Raw genomic sequence first — 16777 nt, forward strand, 5'->3', positions numbered from 1 at the left:
ATGCATATGTGACACGAGGGGGCAGCATGGACGCGCGACGGGTGTTCGACGACCTGGTGCGCTTCGAGACCGACCTGTGGAACGGGATCGACGCCCGGCTCCGCCGCGACGCGGACCTCTCGCTCGGCAACCTCAACGTGATGCTCGTCCTCGATCGCGCCGGTGACTGCAGGGTCAACGACATCGCCGCCGCCCTGTCGATCACGATCGGCGGCGCCAGCCAGGCCGTGGACCGGCTGGAGCGGAGCGGCATGTGCGAACGCAGGCCGAACCCCGCCGACCGCCGCTCCTCGATCGTCCGGCTCACCGGCGCCGGAGCCGCGCTCACCCGCGACGCCGGCCGGATATTCGACGAGGAGCTCGCCACCCGTATCGCCGCGCCGCTCACCGCCACGCAACTCGGCGACCTCGCGACGGCGCTGACCGCGCTGCGCGCCGCCACGACCCGCCCGGCGGCACCCACCCGCAAGGCCTGAACCACCCCAGGAGGCACTCGTGACCGCCGTACCAGCACACGCCCGCGCCGTACGCTTCGACCACTACGGGGACCGCGACGTGCTGCATGTCGCCGACATCCCCGTCCCCCGCCCCGCCGCCGGCGAGGTCCTCGTCGAGATCAGGGCCGCGGGGATCAACCCGGGCGAGATCGCCATCCGTACCGGCGCCCTGCACGACCGGTTCCCCGCGACCTTCCCCTCGGGCGAGGGCAGCGACCTCGCCGGCGTGGTCCTCGAAACCGGCGAGGACGTCACCGGCCTCGCGCCGGGCGACGAGGTACTCGGCTACTCCTGGCAGCGCTCCAGCCACGCCACCCACGCCGCGGTCCCCGCCACCCAGCTGATCCCCAAACCCGCGGGACTGACCTGGCCCGTGGCGGGCAGCCTCTACGTCGCCGCCTGCACGGCCTGGGCCGCCGTCGACGCGGTCGGGCCGCGGCCCGGCGAGACAGTCGCCGTCTCCGCCGCCGCCGGCGGGGTCGGCTCGATCGTCGTGCAACTGCTCGCCCTGCGCGGCGCCCGCGTCCTGGCCATCGCCTCGCCCGCCCGCGCCCCGTGGCTGACGGCCCACGGCGCCGTGCCCGTCCCGTACAGCGACCGGATCGCCGAGGACCTCACCGCCGCTGCCCCTGACGGCATCGACGCCTTCATCGACCTGTTCGGCCCCCAATACGTGCAGCTCGCCGTCGACCTCGGCATCCCGTCCGACCGCATCGAGACGATCATCTCCTTCGAGAAGGCCGCGCAGTACGGCGCCAAGACCGCGGGAAGCGCGGACGGCTCCACGCGCGAGGTCCTCAGCGAAATGGCCGAGCACGCGGCGAGCGGCCGCGTCGAGATCCCCATCGCCGCGACCTACCCGCTCGACCGCGTCCGCGACGCCTTCGCCGAGCTGGAGCAGCGCCACACCCACGGCAAGATCGTGCTCGTCCCGTAAGCGGCGACCGCCCCGTACGGGCCGACTGATTCCAGCCATGGCCGCTGGTCAGCCCGGCGGGCGCGAATCCGCCCCGGGAGTGCCCGTGGGGGGCCGTCGCATCAGTGGGTCCGGAGCTACGATTGGGGCTCTCCAAAGACGCCCCGGAGGTGCCTCCAATCGTGCCGGATTCCTTCGTTCACCTGCACAATCACACCGAGTACTCGATGCTGGACGGGGCCCAGCGCCTCAAGCCGATGTTCACCGAAGTCGCTCGGCAGGGCATGCCTGCCATCGCCATGAGCGACCACGGCAACATGTTCGGTGCGTACGAGTTCCAGCAGGTGGCCCAGGGGTTCGACACCGTCAAGCCGATCATCGGCATCGAGGCGTACGTGGCGCCCTCCTCGCGCCGCAACCGCAAACAGGAGTTCTGGGGTCCGGGCGGGCAGCGGGCCATGTCCGACGACGGCGAGGGATCGAAGGACGTCTCCGGCGGCGGCCGGTTCACCCATATGACGATGTGGGCCCGGAACGTCCAGGGCCTGCGGAACCTGTTCTACCTGTCGACCGAGGCGTCCTACACCGGTCAGTTCCCCGCGGGCAAGCCCCGCATGGACATGGAGCTCATCGGCGAGCACGCCGAAGGGATCATCGCGACGACGGGCTGCCCGTCCGGCGCGATCCAGACCCGCCTCCGGCTGAACCAGTACGACGAGGCCCGGCAGGTCGCCGCGTCCTACCAGGAGATCTTCGGCCGGGAGAACTACTTCCTCGAGCTGATGGACCACGGTCTCGACCTGGAGCGCAACGTCCGCGGCGATCTGCTGCGGCTCGCGAAGGACCTGAACATCCCGCTCCTGGCGACCAACGACGCGCACTACGTCCTGGAGGAGCACTCCGACGCCCACGACAACCTCCTGTGCATCGGCGTCGGCAAGAACAAGAACGACCCGCGCAGGTTCAGGTTCAACGGGACGGGCTACTACCTGAAGACCGCCGAGCAGATGCGGGAGCTGTTCTCGGAGCTGCCGGAGGCGTGCGACAACACGCTGCTGATCGCGGAGCGCATCGAGTCCTACGAGGACGTCTTCAACCACAACGACGAGATGCCGCAGTACCCCGACGTGCCCGAGGGGGAGACACAGGAGTCGTGGCTGCGCAAGGAGGTCCTCAAGGGCCTGGCCATGCGCTACGGCGACCCGATCCCCGAGCATGTCCTCGAGCGGTTCGAGACCGAGATGACGGTCATCGGCCCGATGGGCTTCTCGTCGTACTTCCTCGTCGTGGCGGACATCTGCCGCCATGCCCGGGAGAACAAGATCCCGGTCGGGCCCGGCCGTGGTTCCGCGACCGGGTCGATCGTCGCCTACGCCACCCGCATCACGGAGCTGTGCCCGCTGGAGCACGGGCTGATCTTCGAGAGGTTCCTCAACCCGGAACGCATCAACCCGCCCGACGTCGACCTCGACTTCGACGACCGCCAGCGCGACGCCATGGTCCGCTACGTCGTGGAGAAGTACGGCGACGAGTACACCGCGCTGGTGAACACGTTCGGCAAGCTCAAGGCGAAGAACGCGATCAAGGACACTTCGCGGCTGATGGGCTACCCGTTCTCCCACGGTGAGCGCATCACGAAGGCCCTGCCGGGTGACGTGATGGGCAAGTCCATCCCCATCGACGGTGTCTTCAACCCGGAGCACCCGCGCTACGGCGAGGCCGGCGAGATCCGGGCGCTGTACGAGGCCGAGCCGGATGTGCGGAAGGTCGTCGACGGCGCGAAGGGCGTCGAGGGCCTGATCCGCAACACGGGTGTGCACGCCGCGGCGGTCATCCTCTCGAAGGTCAGGCTGACCGACCGGATCCCGCTGCACATGCGGGCCAAGGACGGCGTCAAGATCACCGGCTTCGACTACCCCAGTTGCGAGAACATGGGGCTGGTCAAGATGGACTTCCTGGGACTGCGCAACCTGGGCGTCATCGACCATGCGCTCGCCAACATCCGCGAGAACCGCGGCGTGCACATCACCACCGACTCGTCGCCCCAGAACGGGGCCCAGGCGATCCCGCTGGACGATGCCGCCACCTACCAGCTCCTCGCCAGGGGTGACACGTTCGGGGTGTTCCAGCTCGACGGCGCCGGCATGCGGACGCTGCTCAAGCTCATGGAACCGACCCGGTTCGAAGACATCGCGGCCGCGCTCGCCCTGTACCGGCCGGGCCCGATGGCGGCCAACGCGCACACCAACTACGCGCACCGCAAGACCGGTCGCCAGGAGATCGAGCCGATCCACCCGGAGCTGCGCGACGCCCTGGAGCCGATCCTCGGCAACACGTTCCACCTGCTCATCTACCAAGAGCAGATCATGGCGATCGCGCGGCAGCTCGCGGGCTACACCCTCGGCGGCGCCGACCTGCTGCGGCGCGCCATGGGCAAGAAGAAGCCCGAGGTGCTGGCCGCCGAGTGGGAGAAGTTCCACGACGGCATGCGCGGCAACGGGTACTCCGAGGAGTCCATCAAGGCCCTGTGGGACGTCATGCTGCCGTTCTCCGGCTACGCCTTCAACAAGTCCCACACCGCCGGATACGGCCTGGTGTCGTACTGGACCGCGTACCTGAAGGCGAACTACCCCGCCGAGTACATGGCCGCTCTGCTGACGTCGGTGGGCGACGACAAGGACAAGGCCGGGCTCTACCTCGCGGACGCCCGCAAGCTCGGCGTGCAGGTCCTCCAGCCGGACATCAACGAGTCCGTCGCCGACTTCACCGCCATCGGCGAGAACGTCCGCTTCGGCCTGCGCTCCGTACGCAACGTCGGTGACGGCGTCATCGAGTCCCTGGTCGCCACCCGCAAGGCGAAGGGGAAGTACGCCTCCTTCCCGGACTTCCTCGACAAGGCCGACGTGGCCGCGTTGAACAAGAGGGCCGTGGAGTCCCTGATCAAGGCGGGCGCGTTCGACTCGCTCGGCCATTCACGCAAGGGCCTGTCCGCCGCCCACGAACCCGCCATCGACTCGGTCATCCCCGTGAAGAAGGCCGCTGCCTTCGGGCAGGACGACCTCTTCGCCGGCCTGGGCGGCGAGGGCACCGACGACGTTCCGTCGTTCGGGCTCGACTTCGCGATCGGCGAGGGCGAATGGCCCCGCAAGCAGCTTCTTGCCACCGAGCGGGAAATGCTCGGCCTGTATGTCTCCGCGCACCCTCTCGACGGCACCGAGCACATCCTCTCCCGCCACCGGGACAGCACCATCAGCGAACTGGTCGGCTCCGGCCGCACGGAAGGCGTCGTACGGCTGGCCGGCCTGATCACCTCCGTCGATCGGCGCATGACCAAGCAGGGCAACGCCTGGGCCATCATCAACCTCGCCGACCGCGACGGCGAGATGGAGGTCCTGTTCTTCCCCGCGTCCTACCAGCTCGTCCAGCACGCGCTGCTGCCGGACTCCGTCGTCTCCGTACAGGGACGCCTCAACGACCGGGACGGCGCGGTGTCCGTCTTCGGCCAGGAGCTGGAAGTGATCGACGTGTCCTCGGCCGAGAGCGGAGGCAGGCCGCCCGTCATGCTCGCGTTCCCCTCCCACAAGATCAACGAGCCGTGCGTCGCCGAACTCAAGCGGATCCTCACCGCCCACCGTGGCGAGAGCCCGGTGCGCATGCGCGTACAGGCTCCGGCGAAGACAGTGATCTACGAGCTCGGCTACACGGTCGACCCCACGTCCGTGGTCTCCGACATCAAGGGCGCCTTCGGGCCCGACGCGTGGTGCGGCCTGACGTAGCGGGGAACACGCCCCGGTCGCGCGGGCACAGCGGTCCTGGCATGGCGCCGGATCACCGGTAGAGGTCCGCTGCCTCGACCAGGACGACACCGGGGTCGGTGGCAGCGCGGTCGCGGAGGTCGTCAGTGAACCCGGTCGCGCTGTAGCAGACCAGACGTGCGTCAGCGGCACCGTAGCGCTCCTGGGCAGTCAGGAGCGCACGGATCCGGGTGAGACGTTCCAGGTGTCCCAGGCCCATCACCTCGCCCCATTTCACCTCGCCGATGGCCAGCAGTGGTGAGCGGTTGTCGTCGTCCAGGCCGTAGGCCACGACGTCCAGTTCGTGGCTGGTGCGTCGGGCCGGGTCGTTGACCGTTCCCGAACCCACCTTGTTGGGCACGTCACCGAACAGGTCGTCAGGGGCGAAGTACCGGGTCCAGTGGCGGCACACGTGTTCCAGGTGCGGGCCCAGGATGTTGCCGATGTAGCGACGTTGCGCACGTTCCCACAGGCGGCGTGCGTCGCGGGTGTGTTCCAGGTCGGACCAGATCGGGCGCATGACGGCGTGGTAGAAGGCGACCAGGGGTTCGTTGATACGGAAGTTGGTCCGGTTGGCTTTGAAGACGTCGGGTTCCCGGGTGATCAGTCCGCAGTCCTCCAAGACGGTGAGCGGGTGGGCGAGATCGCTGGACTTGCGTCCCAGGTAGGAGGCGATGCCGCCGCGGTTGGCGTTGCCGCCCGCGATGGCTGCGAGGACCGAGTGGTACAGGCCGGCATCGCGCAGGTCCGGCTCGTCGGCCAGGAGATAGCGGGCTTCGCGGAACAGCGGGCTGGTCGGAGACAGCACCGTGCGCAGAACCCAGGAATCGAAGTCCTCCGGGCCGACAGGGACGTCGTCGCGGACGAACTCGCGGCGGTAGGCCGGGGTGCCGCCGACGATCGCGTTGACCTTCAACGCGGTGACAGGGTCGACCACCCCCCAGAATTCGGCGGCGAGCCGGTGGTCCAGCGTGGGCACCACAAGCTCCAGGGCCGCTCGCCCCCGCAGCGGTGCGTTGCCGCTGAGGAGACGCCCCATGAAAGACATGGCCGACCCGCACAGCAAAAGCCGCGCCCGGCTCTGGTCGCGCTCCACGCGCAGGGGGGCCAGCGCATTTTGGATGATCGAGGGCAGTCGCGGGTTGGCGCGGGCCAGGTAGGGGAACTCGTCGATCACCACCGGGACCGGGCGCTCGCGACCCAGGGCCAGCAACGCATCCACGACTTGACGCCAGTCGGCGAAGGACAGCGGCGCGGGTGAGCCCAGGTGATCCCCGATCGCGGCGCCGATCTGCCGCAGCGACTCGCCGTCGGTCGCCTCCTCCGCCGCGAAGTAGAAGCCCCCTGTCGCCCGGCACAGCGCTCGCAGGAGGAACGTCTTGCCCTGCCGCCGGCGCCCCGAGACCACCCCCAGGGTCGCGCCCGAAGCCTCGTCGGTGGCGAAGGCCGACAGGGCGCCCCACTCGCGCTCGCGGTCGAACATCTCCATGGGGCGAGGCAATGTGGCCACGAGACCGGCCTCCTCAGTAGGGGAAATTACCATGTCTATAGTTATGGTAGCAGTGGACATGCAAATACCCATCGCCGTCCCGGCCTGCCGGTAGTACCGCGCCTGTGGCGGGGGCTCCCGCTACAGGCGCTTCACGGGCCCGGTGGCGACGATCCTGACGTCCAGGTCGAGCATTTCGGTGCTGATGGCACGGTCCTGCCACATGGGGCGCATGACGCCGCCACGCCCCTTCGGCGGTCCCCGGCCATTCCCGCACGCGGGCATCGCGCATCACATGCGGAGTTCTGGTGACAGCCCAGACCCGGGCGGCAGGGCCCTTCGCCCTTGCTGACTGTGTATGCCAACTGGGCAAGCGGCGTTGTCACATGGCTCAAGCAGTGGGCGTGGCACCGTTCGGTGGTTCATTCGTGCCGTGGAGCGGTGCGTCGTCGCGGTCCCGGCGGCCATCACGGCTTCACCGCTGACATGCGAAAGGTGCACCACGTCGTCGTGCCGTTGTCGCTGACACCCCAGCCGCTTGAGAGCGCAGCAATGAGGAACAGGCCACGGCCCGATACGTCGTCGTCGCCGGCGACGCGCAGTTCGGCGGGGACTGGATTGCTGTCGGACACTTCTACATGCACGTCGTCTGCGCTGTACCGAACCCGCAGAGCGATGTCGCCATGACCGTGCTGGACCGAGTTGGTGACGAGTTCGGAGATGGCGAGCACGATGTCCTCGGCCTGCGAGTCGGGCACGCTCCACATTCGCAAGTGAGCCCGGGTGATGCGCCGGACACCGGAGACCTGGGACCTGTCAGGGGCGAACGCGACCGAGAAGCCGCGGAGCAACTGTGTCTGCGGCTCTGCGGCGGCCCTGGTGTAGATCACCGCGCACGGCGCCGGTTGTTCACCGCAGCAGCCTTCAGTCGTCACCAGGGCGGCGGAGGCCAGGTGATACATGGTCGGGTCGATCTGCGCCTCGCACTCGCCCAGGGCAAGTGGGTCATCCATCATGGTGGACGCTTCGGGATCAAGTCGCTGGCGCATTACTGGCCTCAGTTCGTCGTGGGGTGTTGCCGGTGACGCGGGTCGGTACCTTGGCAGCGCCGCCCCGACGGAGGCCGGCCCGCACACAGTTGCGAGGGCACACCTCCAGGACTGGCGTGAACGGCGTTCCCGATCTGTCCCTCAACCACGGTGGCGCATGTGCGATTTACTGTGCAAGAGCAACGGCGAAAGCCTTAAAATTGGCAATTGCCCAAGCACAGGCAAGGGGTTGTTCAGCGGGGTACAAGGGGTGGGACACTCAGGAGCACGACCCGCCGTGACGCCGGGCATGACATGTGTTGGGCACCGACAGGGCAGGCGAGAGGGTTAGACAGTGGCAGCTAAGCGTGGCGCGACGTTCCGCCGACGGGAGCTGGGCAAGGAACTGCGGAAACTCCGGGACAAGAAGGGCGAAACGCTACAAGAGGTCGCCAAGGCCCTGGGCTTCTCCCACACGAAGCTCGCGCGAGTAGAGATCGGAGAGAACGACCTGCCGCGCGTGAGCGACCTCGAGGCGCTCATCGACCATCTGGACCCGAACCTCCCGAAGGAGGACCTGGAGACGCTTCTCCAACTGCACAGGGAATCCCTGAGCAAGGAGCCGTGGACGCCGTACAAGGCGTACATGCCGTCGAAGATGCCGACGTTCCGCGGATTGGAACAGGACGCGACAGTGATGCGCGCCTGGCAGCCGGCCTTCGTCTTCGGCCTGCTCCAGACGGAGGCGTACGCGCGAACGCTGTACCAGATCGCCAAGCCGGTCGACGAGACGACGAGCGAGTACATCGAGCAGAACGTTCGGCTTCGGATGGAGCGGAAAGAGTTGATCACTCGCTCGGAAGACGCCCTGGAGCTGCGCGTCATCATGGACGAGACGGCGGTCCGCCGGATGGTCGGAGGGCCGGAAGTGATGCTCGCCCAGTACGAGGAGATCGTGAAGCTGGGCGAGCTGGACAACGTGACGGTGCAGGTCCTGCCACACGATGTCGTGACGTACCGCGCGGAATCCAACTTCATTCTGCTGGACTTCGCCGAGGCCCTCGACCCTGTCCTGCAGGTAGACATGTGGAACACGATCAGCGTCACGGACGAGCGGCAAGACGTGCAGCGAAACGTCCGTCGCTTCGACGCGATGCGCGACAGCGCACTGCCCCCGGCCCGAACGGCCGGGTTCCTGCAACAACTAGCACGAGAATGGAAGTAGCCATCAATACCAAGATCATGGCCCACGATGTGGCACCCGAGTCCGACTGGTTCAAGTCGTCCTTCAGCAATGACTCCGGTGGCGCGTGTGTCGAAATCGCAAGCCTGACCGGCAAGGTCGGGATCCGCGACTCCAAGAACAAGCTCGGCCCGGCGCTCGTCGTGCCGAAGGCCGCCTGGTGCTCATTCGTCGGCCTGATGCTCTCGGAGTGATGACACAGCGCGAGCGGCCCGCCTCCCCAAGGCAGCCTCCGGGGAGGTGGGCCCTACTCGTCGCACGGCGGCATCCCGTGGGCCAGTGAGCCACTCTCAGGGGGCGCCCGTAGCTCGCTGTGATCGCGAGGCTCGCGTTCGCGGCCCGCGCTGCCGCCGAGCCCGGGGGTGACCCGGCCGTCCGCGCGGCGCGGACACGGGCCCGGCGCGGGCACGAGCCCGACGCACCCCGCGCGCGGCGCCGCGATTGCCCGGGCGTCATCTCGTCGTCACCGTCGGTTCAGACACCCTTGCGATCCTCGCTGGATGCAGCCCGCTGTGCCCCACGCCCACACGGCAGGAACTCCGCCGTCCCCGCACGCTCCGGGACGCCCGTTTCGGCTCCCGCGCGGAAGAATAGGGACATGAGTCAGCAGCCCGCCGAGGTTCCGGACCAGCAGCTCCCGCCCCCCACCGCGAGCACCGCGCGCACGCGGCGCAAGACGCGCACGTCCACGCCCGAGCCGTCCGTGGGTTTCATCCCCATCCACCGGCCTTACGCCGTCACCGGCTCCGTCTCCGACCTGGAGCCCGACCTCGACTCGGACCTCGACACCTACGAGGAGGCCGGCGCCCCAGACGGCGCCGACGCGCTGCCGCGCGGGCGCTTCCTCGACCGCGAGCGCAGCTGGCTCGCCTTCAACGAGCGGGTGCTCGAACTCGCCGAGGACCCGGCCACGCCCCTGCTTGAGCGGGCGAACTTCCTCGCGATCTTCGCGTCCAACCTGGACGAGTTCTTCATGGTGCGCGTCGCAGGACTCAAGCGCCGCATCGCCACCGGCGTGGCCACCCGGTCCGCCTCAGGACTGCAGCCCCGCGAGGTGCTCGACCTGATCTGGACGCGCTCCCGCGAGCTCATGGAGCGGCACGCCGCCTGCTACCAGCAGGACGTCGCCCCCGCGCTCGGCGACGAGGGCATCCACCTCATCCGCTGGCCCGAGCTGAGCGAGACGGAGCAGGCACGCCTGTTCACGCTCTTCCGCCGGCAGATCTTCCCCGTCCTCACCCCGCTCGCCGTCGACCCGGCCCACCCCTTCCCGTACATCTCCGGGCTCTCGCTCAACCTCGCGGTCGTCGTGCGCAACCCGGTCAGCGGCCACCGCCACTTCGCGCGCGTCAAGGTGCCGCCCCTGCTCTCCCGCTTCCTCGAGGCGTCCCCCGGGCGGTACGTGCCGCTGGAGGACGTCATAGCCGCCCACCTCGAAGAGCTGTTCCCCGGCATGGAGGTGCTCGCGCACCACATGTTCCGCGTCACGCGCAACGAGGACCTGGAGGTCGAGGAGGACGACGCGGAGAACCTGCTCAAGGCCCTGGAGAAGGAGCTGATGCGGCGCCGCTTCGGGCCGCCCGTGCGGCTGGAGGTCGAGGAGTCCATCGACCCGTACGTCCTCGACCTGCTGGTGCGCGAGCTGAAGGTGTCCGAGGCCGAGGTGTACCCGCTGCCCGGGCTGCTGGACCTGACGGCGCTGTTCGGCGTGGCGTCACTGGACCGGCCCGAGCTGCTGTTCCCGCGGTTCATCGCGGGCACGCACCGCGATCTCGCGGAGGTCGAGTCCGCGTCCGCGCCGGACATCTTCGCGGCGGTGCGCGAACGGGACGTCCTGCTGCACCACCCCTACGACTCGTTCTCGACCTCCGTGCAGGCCTTCCTCGAACAGGCCGCCGCCGACCCCGACGTCCTCGCGATCAAGCAGACGCTCTACCGGACGTCCGGCGACTCCCCCATCGTGGACGCGCTGATCGACGCGGCCGAGTCCGGCAAGCAGGTACTCGTCCTCGTCGAGATCAAGGCGCGCTTCGACGAGCAGGCCAACATCAAGTGGGCGCGCAAGCTCGAAGAGGCCGGCTGCCACGTCGTGTACGGCCTCGTCGGCCTGAAGACCCACAGCAAGCTGTCGCTGGTGGTACGGCAGGAGGGCGACGTCCTGCGCCGCTACAGCCACGTCGGCACCGGCAACTACCACCCGAAGACGGCCAGGCTCTACGAGGACCTCGGCCTGCTCACCGCCGACCCGCAGGTGGGCGCCGACCTGTCCGACCTGTTCAACCGGCTCTCCGGCTACTCGCGCCGCGAGACCTACCGGCGGCTCCTCGTCGCGCCGAGGTCCCTGCGCGACGGCCTGATCTCCCGCATCGGCAAGGAGACCGCCCACCACCGCGCCGGCCGGCCCGCGTACATCAAGATCAAGGTCAACTCGATGGTGGACGAGGCCGTCATCGACGCCCTGTACCGGGCGTCGCAGGCCGGGGTCCCCGTGGACATCTGGGTGCGGGGCATCTGCGCGCTGCGCCCTGACGTACCGGGCCTTTCCGAGAACATCCGCGTGCGCTCCGTGCTCGGACGCTTCCTTGAGCACTCCCGCGTCTTCGCGTTCTGCAACGGCGGCGAACCCGAGGTGTGGCTCGGCAGCGCCGACATGATGCACCGCAACCTCGACCGCCGCATCGAGGCCCTGGTACGGGTCACCGACCCCGCCCACCGCGCGGCGCTTACCCGGCTGCTGGACACCGGCGTGTCCGACGAGACCTCGTCGTGGCACCTCGGCGCCGACGGCCAGTGGACGCGGCACGCGACGGACGCGGAGGGGCAGCCGCTGCGGCACGTCCAGGAGACACTCATCGACGCCCGGAGGCGCCGGCGTGCGGCACCATGAGGCCCGGGCCGCCCGGCTCACGGCGGGGGACACACGGACGTCGGGGGGCGCGGGGGCCCCGGACGCGGCGGGGGACGCGCCGGCCCCGGGGAGCGTGCTGACGGCGCGGGACGCGCTGTCGGGGTACCTGCGGGACCGTGCCGGTGACTTCCTGCGCGGCCTGCGGCTTTACGGCGACAGCGGCTCAGGCGCGGCCGCGGCCGCCGCCGAGCAGGCGGTGCGGGAGCTGCGCGACTCGGCTCGCGGGATCGGCTCGACGCTGGAGACGTACGGGGCGCTGTTCGACCCCGCGTGGGCGGGCCACTTCGGCGGCGAGCTGGCGTGGCTGTCCGCCACGCTGGGGCAGGAGCAGGCGTGCGCCGCGCGGCTGCACCGGCTGGTGTCCGCGCTCGGGCGGCTGTCGGGGCTCGCGGTGCCGCCCGCGAGCACGCGGGTTCCCGCGCCCGCGCCCGAGGCGGCGCCGGGCGCCGCGTCCGTGCCGCGCCCCTCGCCGGGGCCCGGCGCCAACGGCGCCACCGTCCCCCGCGCCGCGGTGCCGGGCGGTGCGCCGGCGGGCGAGTGGGCCGAACCCCCGGTTGCCGCGCCGGAGCCCGCGCCCGCACCGCCGGCCCCGCCGGGGACCGCGACGCTGACCGTCGGCGCCTCGCGGGCCGGCGCCCTGCTCGACCGGCAGCTGACGCTGGCGCGCACTCGCGCGCACACCGCGGCGCTCCGGGCGCTCGGCTCGTCCCGCTTCCATGCCGTCGCCGACGCCGTGGCGGTCCTCGCCTCCGACGTTCCGCTGCGCCCCACGGCCCAGGCGCCCGCCGAACATGCGCTCGCGGGCCCGGGCGAGGCGGCGCGGCGGCGGCTGCTCGACGCGGTCGCCGCGCTCCCGCTGGCCCGCGCGGCCCACCCGTACAACGCCGAGGCGCTGCTGCACGGCCTGTCCGCCGCGCCGGGCAGCGAGGCGCAGGACGCACCCTGGCACCGGGTGCGCCACCTGCTGCGCCTGCACCGCTGCGCGAACGAGGCGCGCGGCCTGCGGGACGCCGCCGACGCCCAGTGGATCGAGGGCGCCGCTCGCGCCCTCGACCGCCACCGCGACGCGGCCGAGGCCGCGGCCGCCGCGGCGAGCGCGGCCCGCACCCCGAGGATCGCCCCGGCCACCGCGTACGCGCTCGGGGTGCTCCACGCGGACCAGCGCCTGGAGGTGGAGGCGGCCCGCTTCGCCTTCCAGCGGCTCTGGCAGCAGCACGCGGCGGACGCCGCGCGCTGACAGCGCGCGGCCGGCCACGCACGGGCCCGCGATCCCACGGGCGACGGACCACGGCCCGAGTGGCGGGCGACCAGGGGCGAACCAGGCCGTCCCCCACGGTTCACCGTGCGTTCATTTCCCCCCGTCGGCGCCTTCATCTCATCTGCCTAATTTCGGGCTTACACGGTGACGGCCGAACGCCCCACCACGAACCCGACGCACGCCGCCCTCCCGTCCCGTACGCACGGCGGCTCCTGGAAGGAACGACCCCAAGTGAAGCTTCTGCGCAAGAACGGGCTGCGTGCCACCGCGCTCGGTGCCCTCGCCGTCTCCGGCGCCCTGGTTCTCACGGCGTGCGGCTCGGACGACAACAGCGGCGGCAGCGGCAGCAGCGCGAGCCCCGGCACCAGCACGAACTCGGCCGCGGCCGGCTCCGCCGACTGCGGCAAGGGCTCGGGCAACCTGCTGGCCTCAGGATCCACGGCCCAGCAGAATGCCATGGACCAGTGGGTCAAGGCCTTCACGCAGTCCTGCTCCGGCATCCAGATCAACTACAAGGGCATCGGTTCGGGCGCCGGCGTGCAGCAGTTCCTGCAAGGCCAGACGGCCTTCGCCGGCTCCGACTCCGCGCTCAAGCCCGAGCAGATCGCCCAGTCCAAGAAGATGTGCACCGGTGGCCAGGCCATCGACCTGCCCATGGTCGGCGGCCCCATCTCCGTCGTCTACAACGTCCCCGGCGTCGACAACCTGACGCTGGACGCGAAGACCATGGCGCAGATCTTCGACTCGAAGATCACCAAGTGGAACGACCCCGCCATCGCCAAGCTGAACCCGGGCGCCAAGCTGCCCGCCACGGCGATCCAGCCCTTCCACCGCTCGGACGACTCCGGCACGACGGACAACTTCACCAAGTACCTGATCGCCGCCGCGGGCAGCGACTGGCCCTACTCGGGCGGCCAGACGTGGCAGGCCAAGGGCGGCCAGTCCGCCCAGGGCTCCGCCAACGTCACCGCGCAGGTCAAGCAGACCACCGGCGCCATCGGCTACACCGAGCTGTCCTACGCCAACGCGAGCAAGCTCTCGACCGTCGACCTGGACACCGGCGCGGCCCAGCCCGTCAAGATCAGCTCCGACGCCGCCTCCAAGGCGATCGCGGACGCGAAGGTCGTCGGCACGAACGGCGACCTCGCCCTCAAGATCAACTACACCACCAAGGCGGACGGCGCCTGGCCGATCACCCTGGTGACCAACGAGATCGTCTGCGACAAGGGCAACAAGTCGGCGACCCTCGACGCCACCAAGTCCTTCCTGACCTACATCGCGAGCGCCGACGCCCAGAAGCAGATCACGTCGCTGGGTTACGCGCCGCTGCCGGAGAACATCGCGAGCCAGGTACGCACGGCGATCAAGTCGCTGTCCTGACCCGGCCGTCCTCCCCGTTCCCGACCCCTGATTCGTGTACGGCGGGTCCCCGAGCGGCCACCGCCCGCGGGACCCCCGTACATCCGGTGCACCGCCGCCGGGGGAGCCAGGCTCCCCCACCCAGACCGGAGACCTCACCCATGGACATGACGCAGACGGCCGACGCGCCGCCACCGAGCCCGCCCAAGCCATCCGCGACGCCGGACACGGAGGTGCGGGAGCGCCCCGCGCTCCGGGCCGGCGACCGCCTGTTCCTCGGCCTGTCCGGGGGATCCGGCATCCTGCTGCTGGTCCTCATGGCCGCCATCGCCGGCTTCCTGAGCTACCGCGCGGTCGACGCGATCTCCCAGGACCACGGCAACTTCTTCACCACCTTCGAGTGGAACACCGACGCCACGCCGCCGGTGTTCGGCATCGCGGTCCTCGCCTTCGGCACCATCGTCAGCTCGGTCATCGCGATGGCCGTCGCCGTGCCGATCTCGATCGGCATCGCGCTGTTCATCACGCACTACGCGCACCGCAGGGTCGCCTCGCCGCTCGCCTACCTCGTCGACCTGCTCGCGGCCGTGCCCAGCATCGTCTACGGCCTGTGGGGCGCGCTGTTCCTCGTCCCGCACATGAACGGCCTCGACCTCTGGCTCGACCGGTACTTCGGCTGGACGTACATCCTCGACCAGTCGACGCCCGGCTCCGCCGCGCGCTCGCTGCTCACGGTGTCGATCCTGCTCGCGATCATGATCGTGCCGATCATCACCAACGTGAGCCGCGAGGTGTTCCGGCAGGTACCGCGCGCCCACCAGGAGGCGGCACTCGCCCTCGGGGCGACCCGCTGGGAGGTCGTGCGCCTCTCGGTGCTGCCGTTCGCGCGCTCCGGCATCATCAGCGCCTCCATGCTCGGCCTCGGCCGCGCGCTCGGCGAGACGATGGCCGTCGCGACCGTCCTGTCGTCCTCCTCGGTGCTGTCGCTGCACCTGCTCGACCCCGAGGGCGGCACCTTCGCGCAGAACATCGCCTCGCACTTCGGCGAGGCCACGGACTTCGGGCGCGACGCCCTGATCGCCGGCGGCCTCGTCCTCTTCGTCATCACGCTGATCGTCAACGGCGCGGCCCGCCTGATCATCGCCCGCCGCAAGGAGTACTCGGGGGCGAACGCATGAGCCACACCGTCAACGACCTGACCGCGCCCCAGGCGCGCCCGCACGGCCGCCTCGCGCAGCGCAGGCTCCCCCGCTGGACGCCGCTCGCGATCGCGGTGGGCGCGGTGCTCGCCGGCGCCGGCATCGGCGCGGGCGCGGGCCTCGGCAGCCACGTGCAGTGGGGGCTGATCGCGCTGATCCTCTTCGTCGCCGCCAACTACGCGCTCACGCGGGCGGTGGAGGGGCGGCGGCAGGCGAAGGACCGGGTGGCCACCAGCCTCGTCTACGCGTGCTTCGTCCTCGCCATCGTGCCGCTGTACTCGCTGATCGAGACGACCGTCGCCAAGGGCGCGAAGGTGCTGAACGGCACCTTCCTCAGCCACTCGATGGGCGGCGTGCTCGGCACAGAGCCGGGCGGCGGCATCTACCACGCGATCATCGGCACGCTCGAACAGGTCGGCATCGCCACCGTCATCGCCGTGCCGATCGGCGTGTTCACCGCCGTCTACCTCGTCGAGTACGGCAAGGGCGCGCTGGCCAAGGCCATCACGTTCTTCGTCGACGTCATGACGGGCATTCCGTCGATCGTCGCCGGCCTGTTCATCCTGTCCTTCTGGATCCTCATCCTGGGCTTCGGCTTCTCCGGCTTCGCCGGGTCGCTGGCCCTGACGATCCTGATGATGCCGATCGTCGTGCGCTCCACCGAGGAGATGCTGCGGCTCGTGCCGAACGAGCTGCGGGAGGCCTCCTACGCGCTGGGCGTGCCCAAGTGGCGCACGATCGTCAGCATCGTCGTCCCGACGTCCATCGGCGGCATCATCACCGGCGTCGTCCTCGCCGTCGCGCGTATCGCGGGTGAGACCGCGCCGGTGCTGCTGCTGGTCTTCGGCAGCCAGGTGATCAACAACGACCCGTTCAACGGCCCGCAGTCGTCGCTGCCCTTCTACATCTACGAGCAGTACAACCTGGGCAACACGGCCAGCTACGACCGCGCCTGGGGAGCGGCCCTCGTGCTGATCATCCTCGTGATGATCCTGAACCTGATCGCCCGCGGCATCGCCCGCTGGAAGGCCCCGAAGACGTCCGGCCGCTGACGCGGCCATCCACCACCTGATTGCGAGCAGTACC

The 16777-nt window shown here is 70.0% G+C and carries 12 protein-coding genes; 10 read left to right on the top strand and 2 right to left on the bottom strand.

Annotated features, from left to right (window positions below; genetic code table 11):
• The first annotated feature begins 26 nt into the window (after positions 1–26).
• The 3 genes from IH48_RS0121275 to dnaE all read left to right on the top strand — a co-directional run bounded on the left by IH48_RS0121275 (position 27) and on the right by dnaE (position 5189).
• A complete protein-coding gene (locus tag IH48_RS0121275) occupies positions 27–476 on the top strand; it encodes a MarR family winged helix-turn-helix transcriptional regulator (protein WP_030906860.1) in 450 nt (149 codons plus the stop codon).
• 19 nt (positions 477–495) lie between these two features.
• Positions 496–1434, top strand: coding sequence for an NADP-dependent oxidoreductase (locus IH48_RS0121280; RefSeq protein WP_030906863.1), 939 nt, complete (start codon positions 496–498; stop codon positions 1432–1434).
• A 161-nt stretch (positions 1435–1595) separates the two neighbouring features.
• The gene (gene dnaE / locus IH48_RS0121285; RefSeq protein WP_037842762.1) at positions 1596–5189 is read left to right on the top strand and encodes a DNA polymerase III subunit alpha; all 3594 of its coding nucleotides are present in this window, start codon (positions 1596–1598) and stop codon (positions 5187–5189) included.
• A 52-nt stretch (positions 5190–5241) separates the two neighbouring features.
• On the opposite strand, the gene IH48_RS0121290 is transcribed toward dnaE, so the two are convergent.
• Complete coding sequence (locus tag IH48_RS0121290) at positions 5242–6690, bottom strand: AAA family ATPase (RefSeq protein ID WP_107059343.1); 1449 nt, start codon at positions 6688–6690, stop codon at positions 5242–5244.
• 473 nt (positions 6691–7163) lie between these two features.
• Positions 7164–7745 carry an ATP-binding protein gene (locus IH48_RS0121300; RefSeq protein ID WP_234434332.1) on the bottom strand — a complete coding sequence of 194 codons (582 nt, stop codon included), beginning with the start codon at positions 7743–7745 and terminating at the stop codon, positions 7164–7166.
• 334 nt (positions 7746–8079) lie between these two features.
• Between IH48_RS0121300 and IH48_RS0121305 the strand changes: the two genes are divergently transcribed.
• The 7 genes from IH48_RS0121305 (at position 8080) to pstA (ending at position 16743) form a co-directional block, all read left to right on the top strand.
• On the top strand, positions 8080–8949 hold the full coding sequence (locus IH48_RS0121305) for a helix-turn-helix domain-containing protein (RefSeq protein ID WP_030906874.1): 870 nt from the start codon (positions 8080–8082) through the stop codon (positions 8947–8949).
• A complete protein-coding gene (locus IH48_RS0121310; RefSeq protein WP_234434333.1) occupies positions 8940–9161 on the top strand; it encodes a DUF397 domain-containing protein in 222 nt (73 codons plus the stop codon). The genes IH48_RS0121305 and IH48_RS0121310 overlap by 10 nt, the downstream gene beginning before the upstream one ends.
• A gap of 404 nt (positions 9162–9565) precedes the next feature.
• Entirely contained in the window at positions 9566–11854 is a 2289-nt protein-coding gene (locus IH48_RS0121315; RefSeq protein WP_030906880.1) for an RNA degradosome polyphosphate kinase, read from the top strand.
• A gap of 94 nt (positions 11855–11948) precedes the next feature.
• Positions 11949–13112, top strand: a complete 1164-nt coding sequence (locus IH48_RS0121320; RefSeq protein ID WP_037842876.1) for a CHAD domain-containing protein — start codon at positions 11949–11951, stop codon at positions 13110–13112.
• A 252-nt stretch (positions 13113–13364) separates the two neighbouring features.
• Positions 13365–14513, top strand: coding sequence for a phosphate ABC transporter substrate-binding protein PstS (gene pstS / locus IH48_RS0121325; RefSeq protein ID WP_030906884.1), 1149 nt, complete (start codon positions 13365–13367; stop codon positions 14511–14513).
• A 140-nt stretch (positions 14514–14653) separates the two neighbouring features.
• Complete coding sequence (gene pstC, locus IH48_RS0121330; protein WP_030906887.1) at positions 14654–15670, top strand: phosphate ABC transporter permease subunit PstC; 1017 nt, start codon at positions 14654–14656, stop codon at positions 15668–15670.
• Positions 15667–16743 carry a phosphate ABC transporter permease PstA gene (gene pstA / locus IH48_RS0121335; protein WP_030906890.1) on the top strand — a complete coding sequence of 359 codons (1077 nt, stop codon included), beginning with the start codon at positions 15667–15669 and terminating at the stop codon, positions 16741–16743. Before pstC ends, pstA begins: the two co-directional genes overlap by 4 nt.
• Positions 16744–16777: the final 34 nt, after the last annotated feature.

The organism is Streptomyces sp. NRRL F-5126, assembly GCF_000721265.1.
Classification (GTDB): Bacteria; Actinomycetota; Actinomycetes; order Streptomycetales; family Streptomycetaceae; genus Streptomyces.

Bases quoted from the DNA above. Each gene is read 5' to 3' on its own strand.
- IH48_RS0121310 (WP_234434333.1), top strand. From the start codon at position 8,940: ATGGAAGTAGCCATCAATACCAAGATCATGGCCCACGATGTGGCACCC.
- pstC (WP_030906887.1), top strand. From the start codon at position 14,654: ATGGACATGACGCAGACGGCCGACGCGCCGCCACCGAGCCCGCCCAAG.
- pstA (WP_030906890.1), top strand. From the start codon at position 15,667: ATGAGCCACACCGTCAACGACCTGACCGCGCCCCAGGCGCGCCCGCAC.
- IH48_RS0121300 (WP_234434332.1), bottom strand. From the start codon at position 7,745: ATGCGCCAGCGACTTGATCCCGAAGCGTCCACCATGATGGATGACCCA.
- IH48_RS0121290 (WP_107059343.1), bottom strand. From the start codon at position 6,690: ATGTTCGACCGCGAGCGCGAGTGGGGCGCCCTGTCGGCCTTCGCCACC.
- IH48_RS0121315 (WP_030906880.1), top strand. From the start codon at position 9,566: ATGAGTCAGCAGCCCGCCGAGGTTCCGGACCAGCAGCTCCCGCCCCCC.
- IH48_RS0121275 (WP_030906860.1), top strand. From the start codon at position 27: ATGGACGCGCGACGGGTGTTCGACGACCTGGTGCGCTTCGAGACCGAC.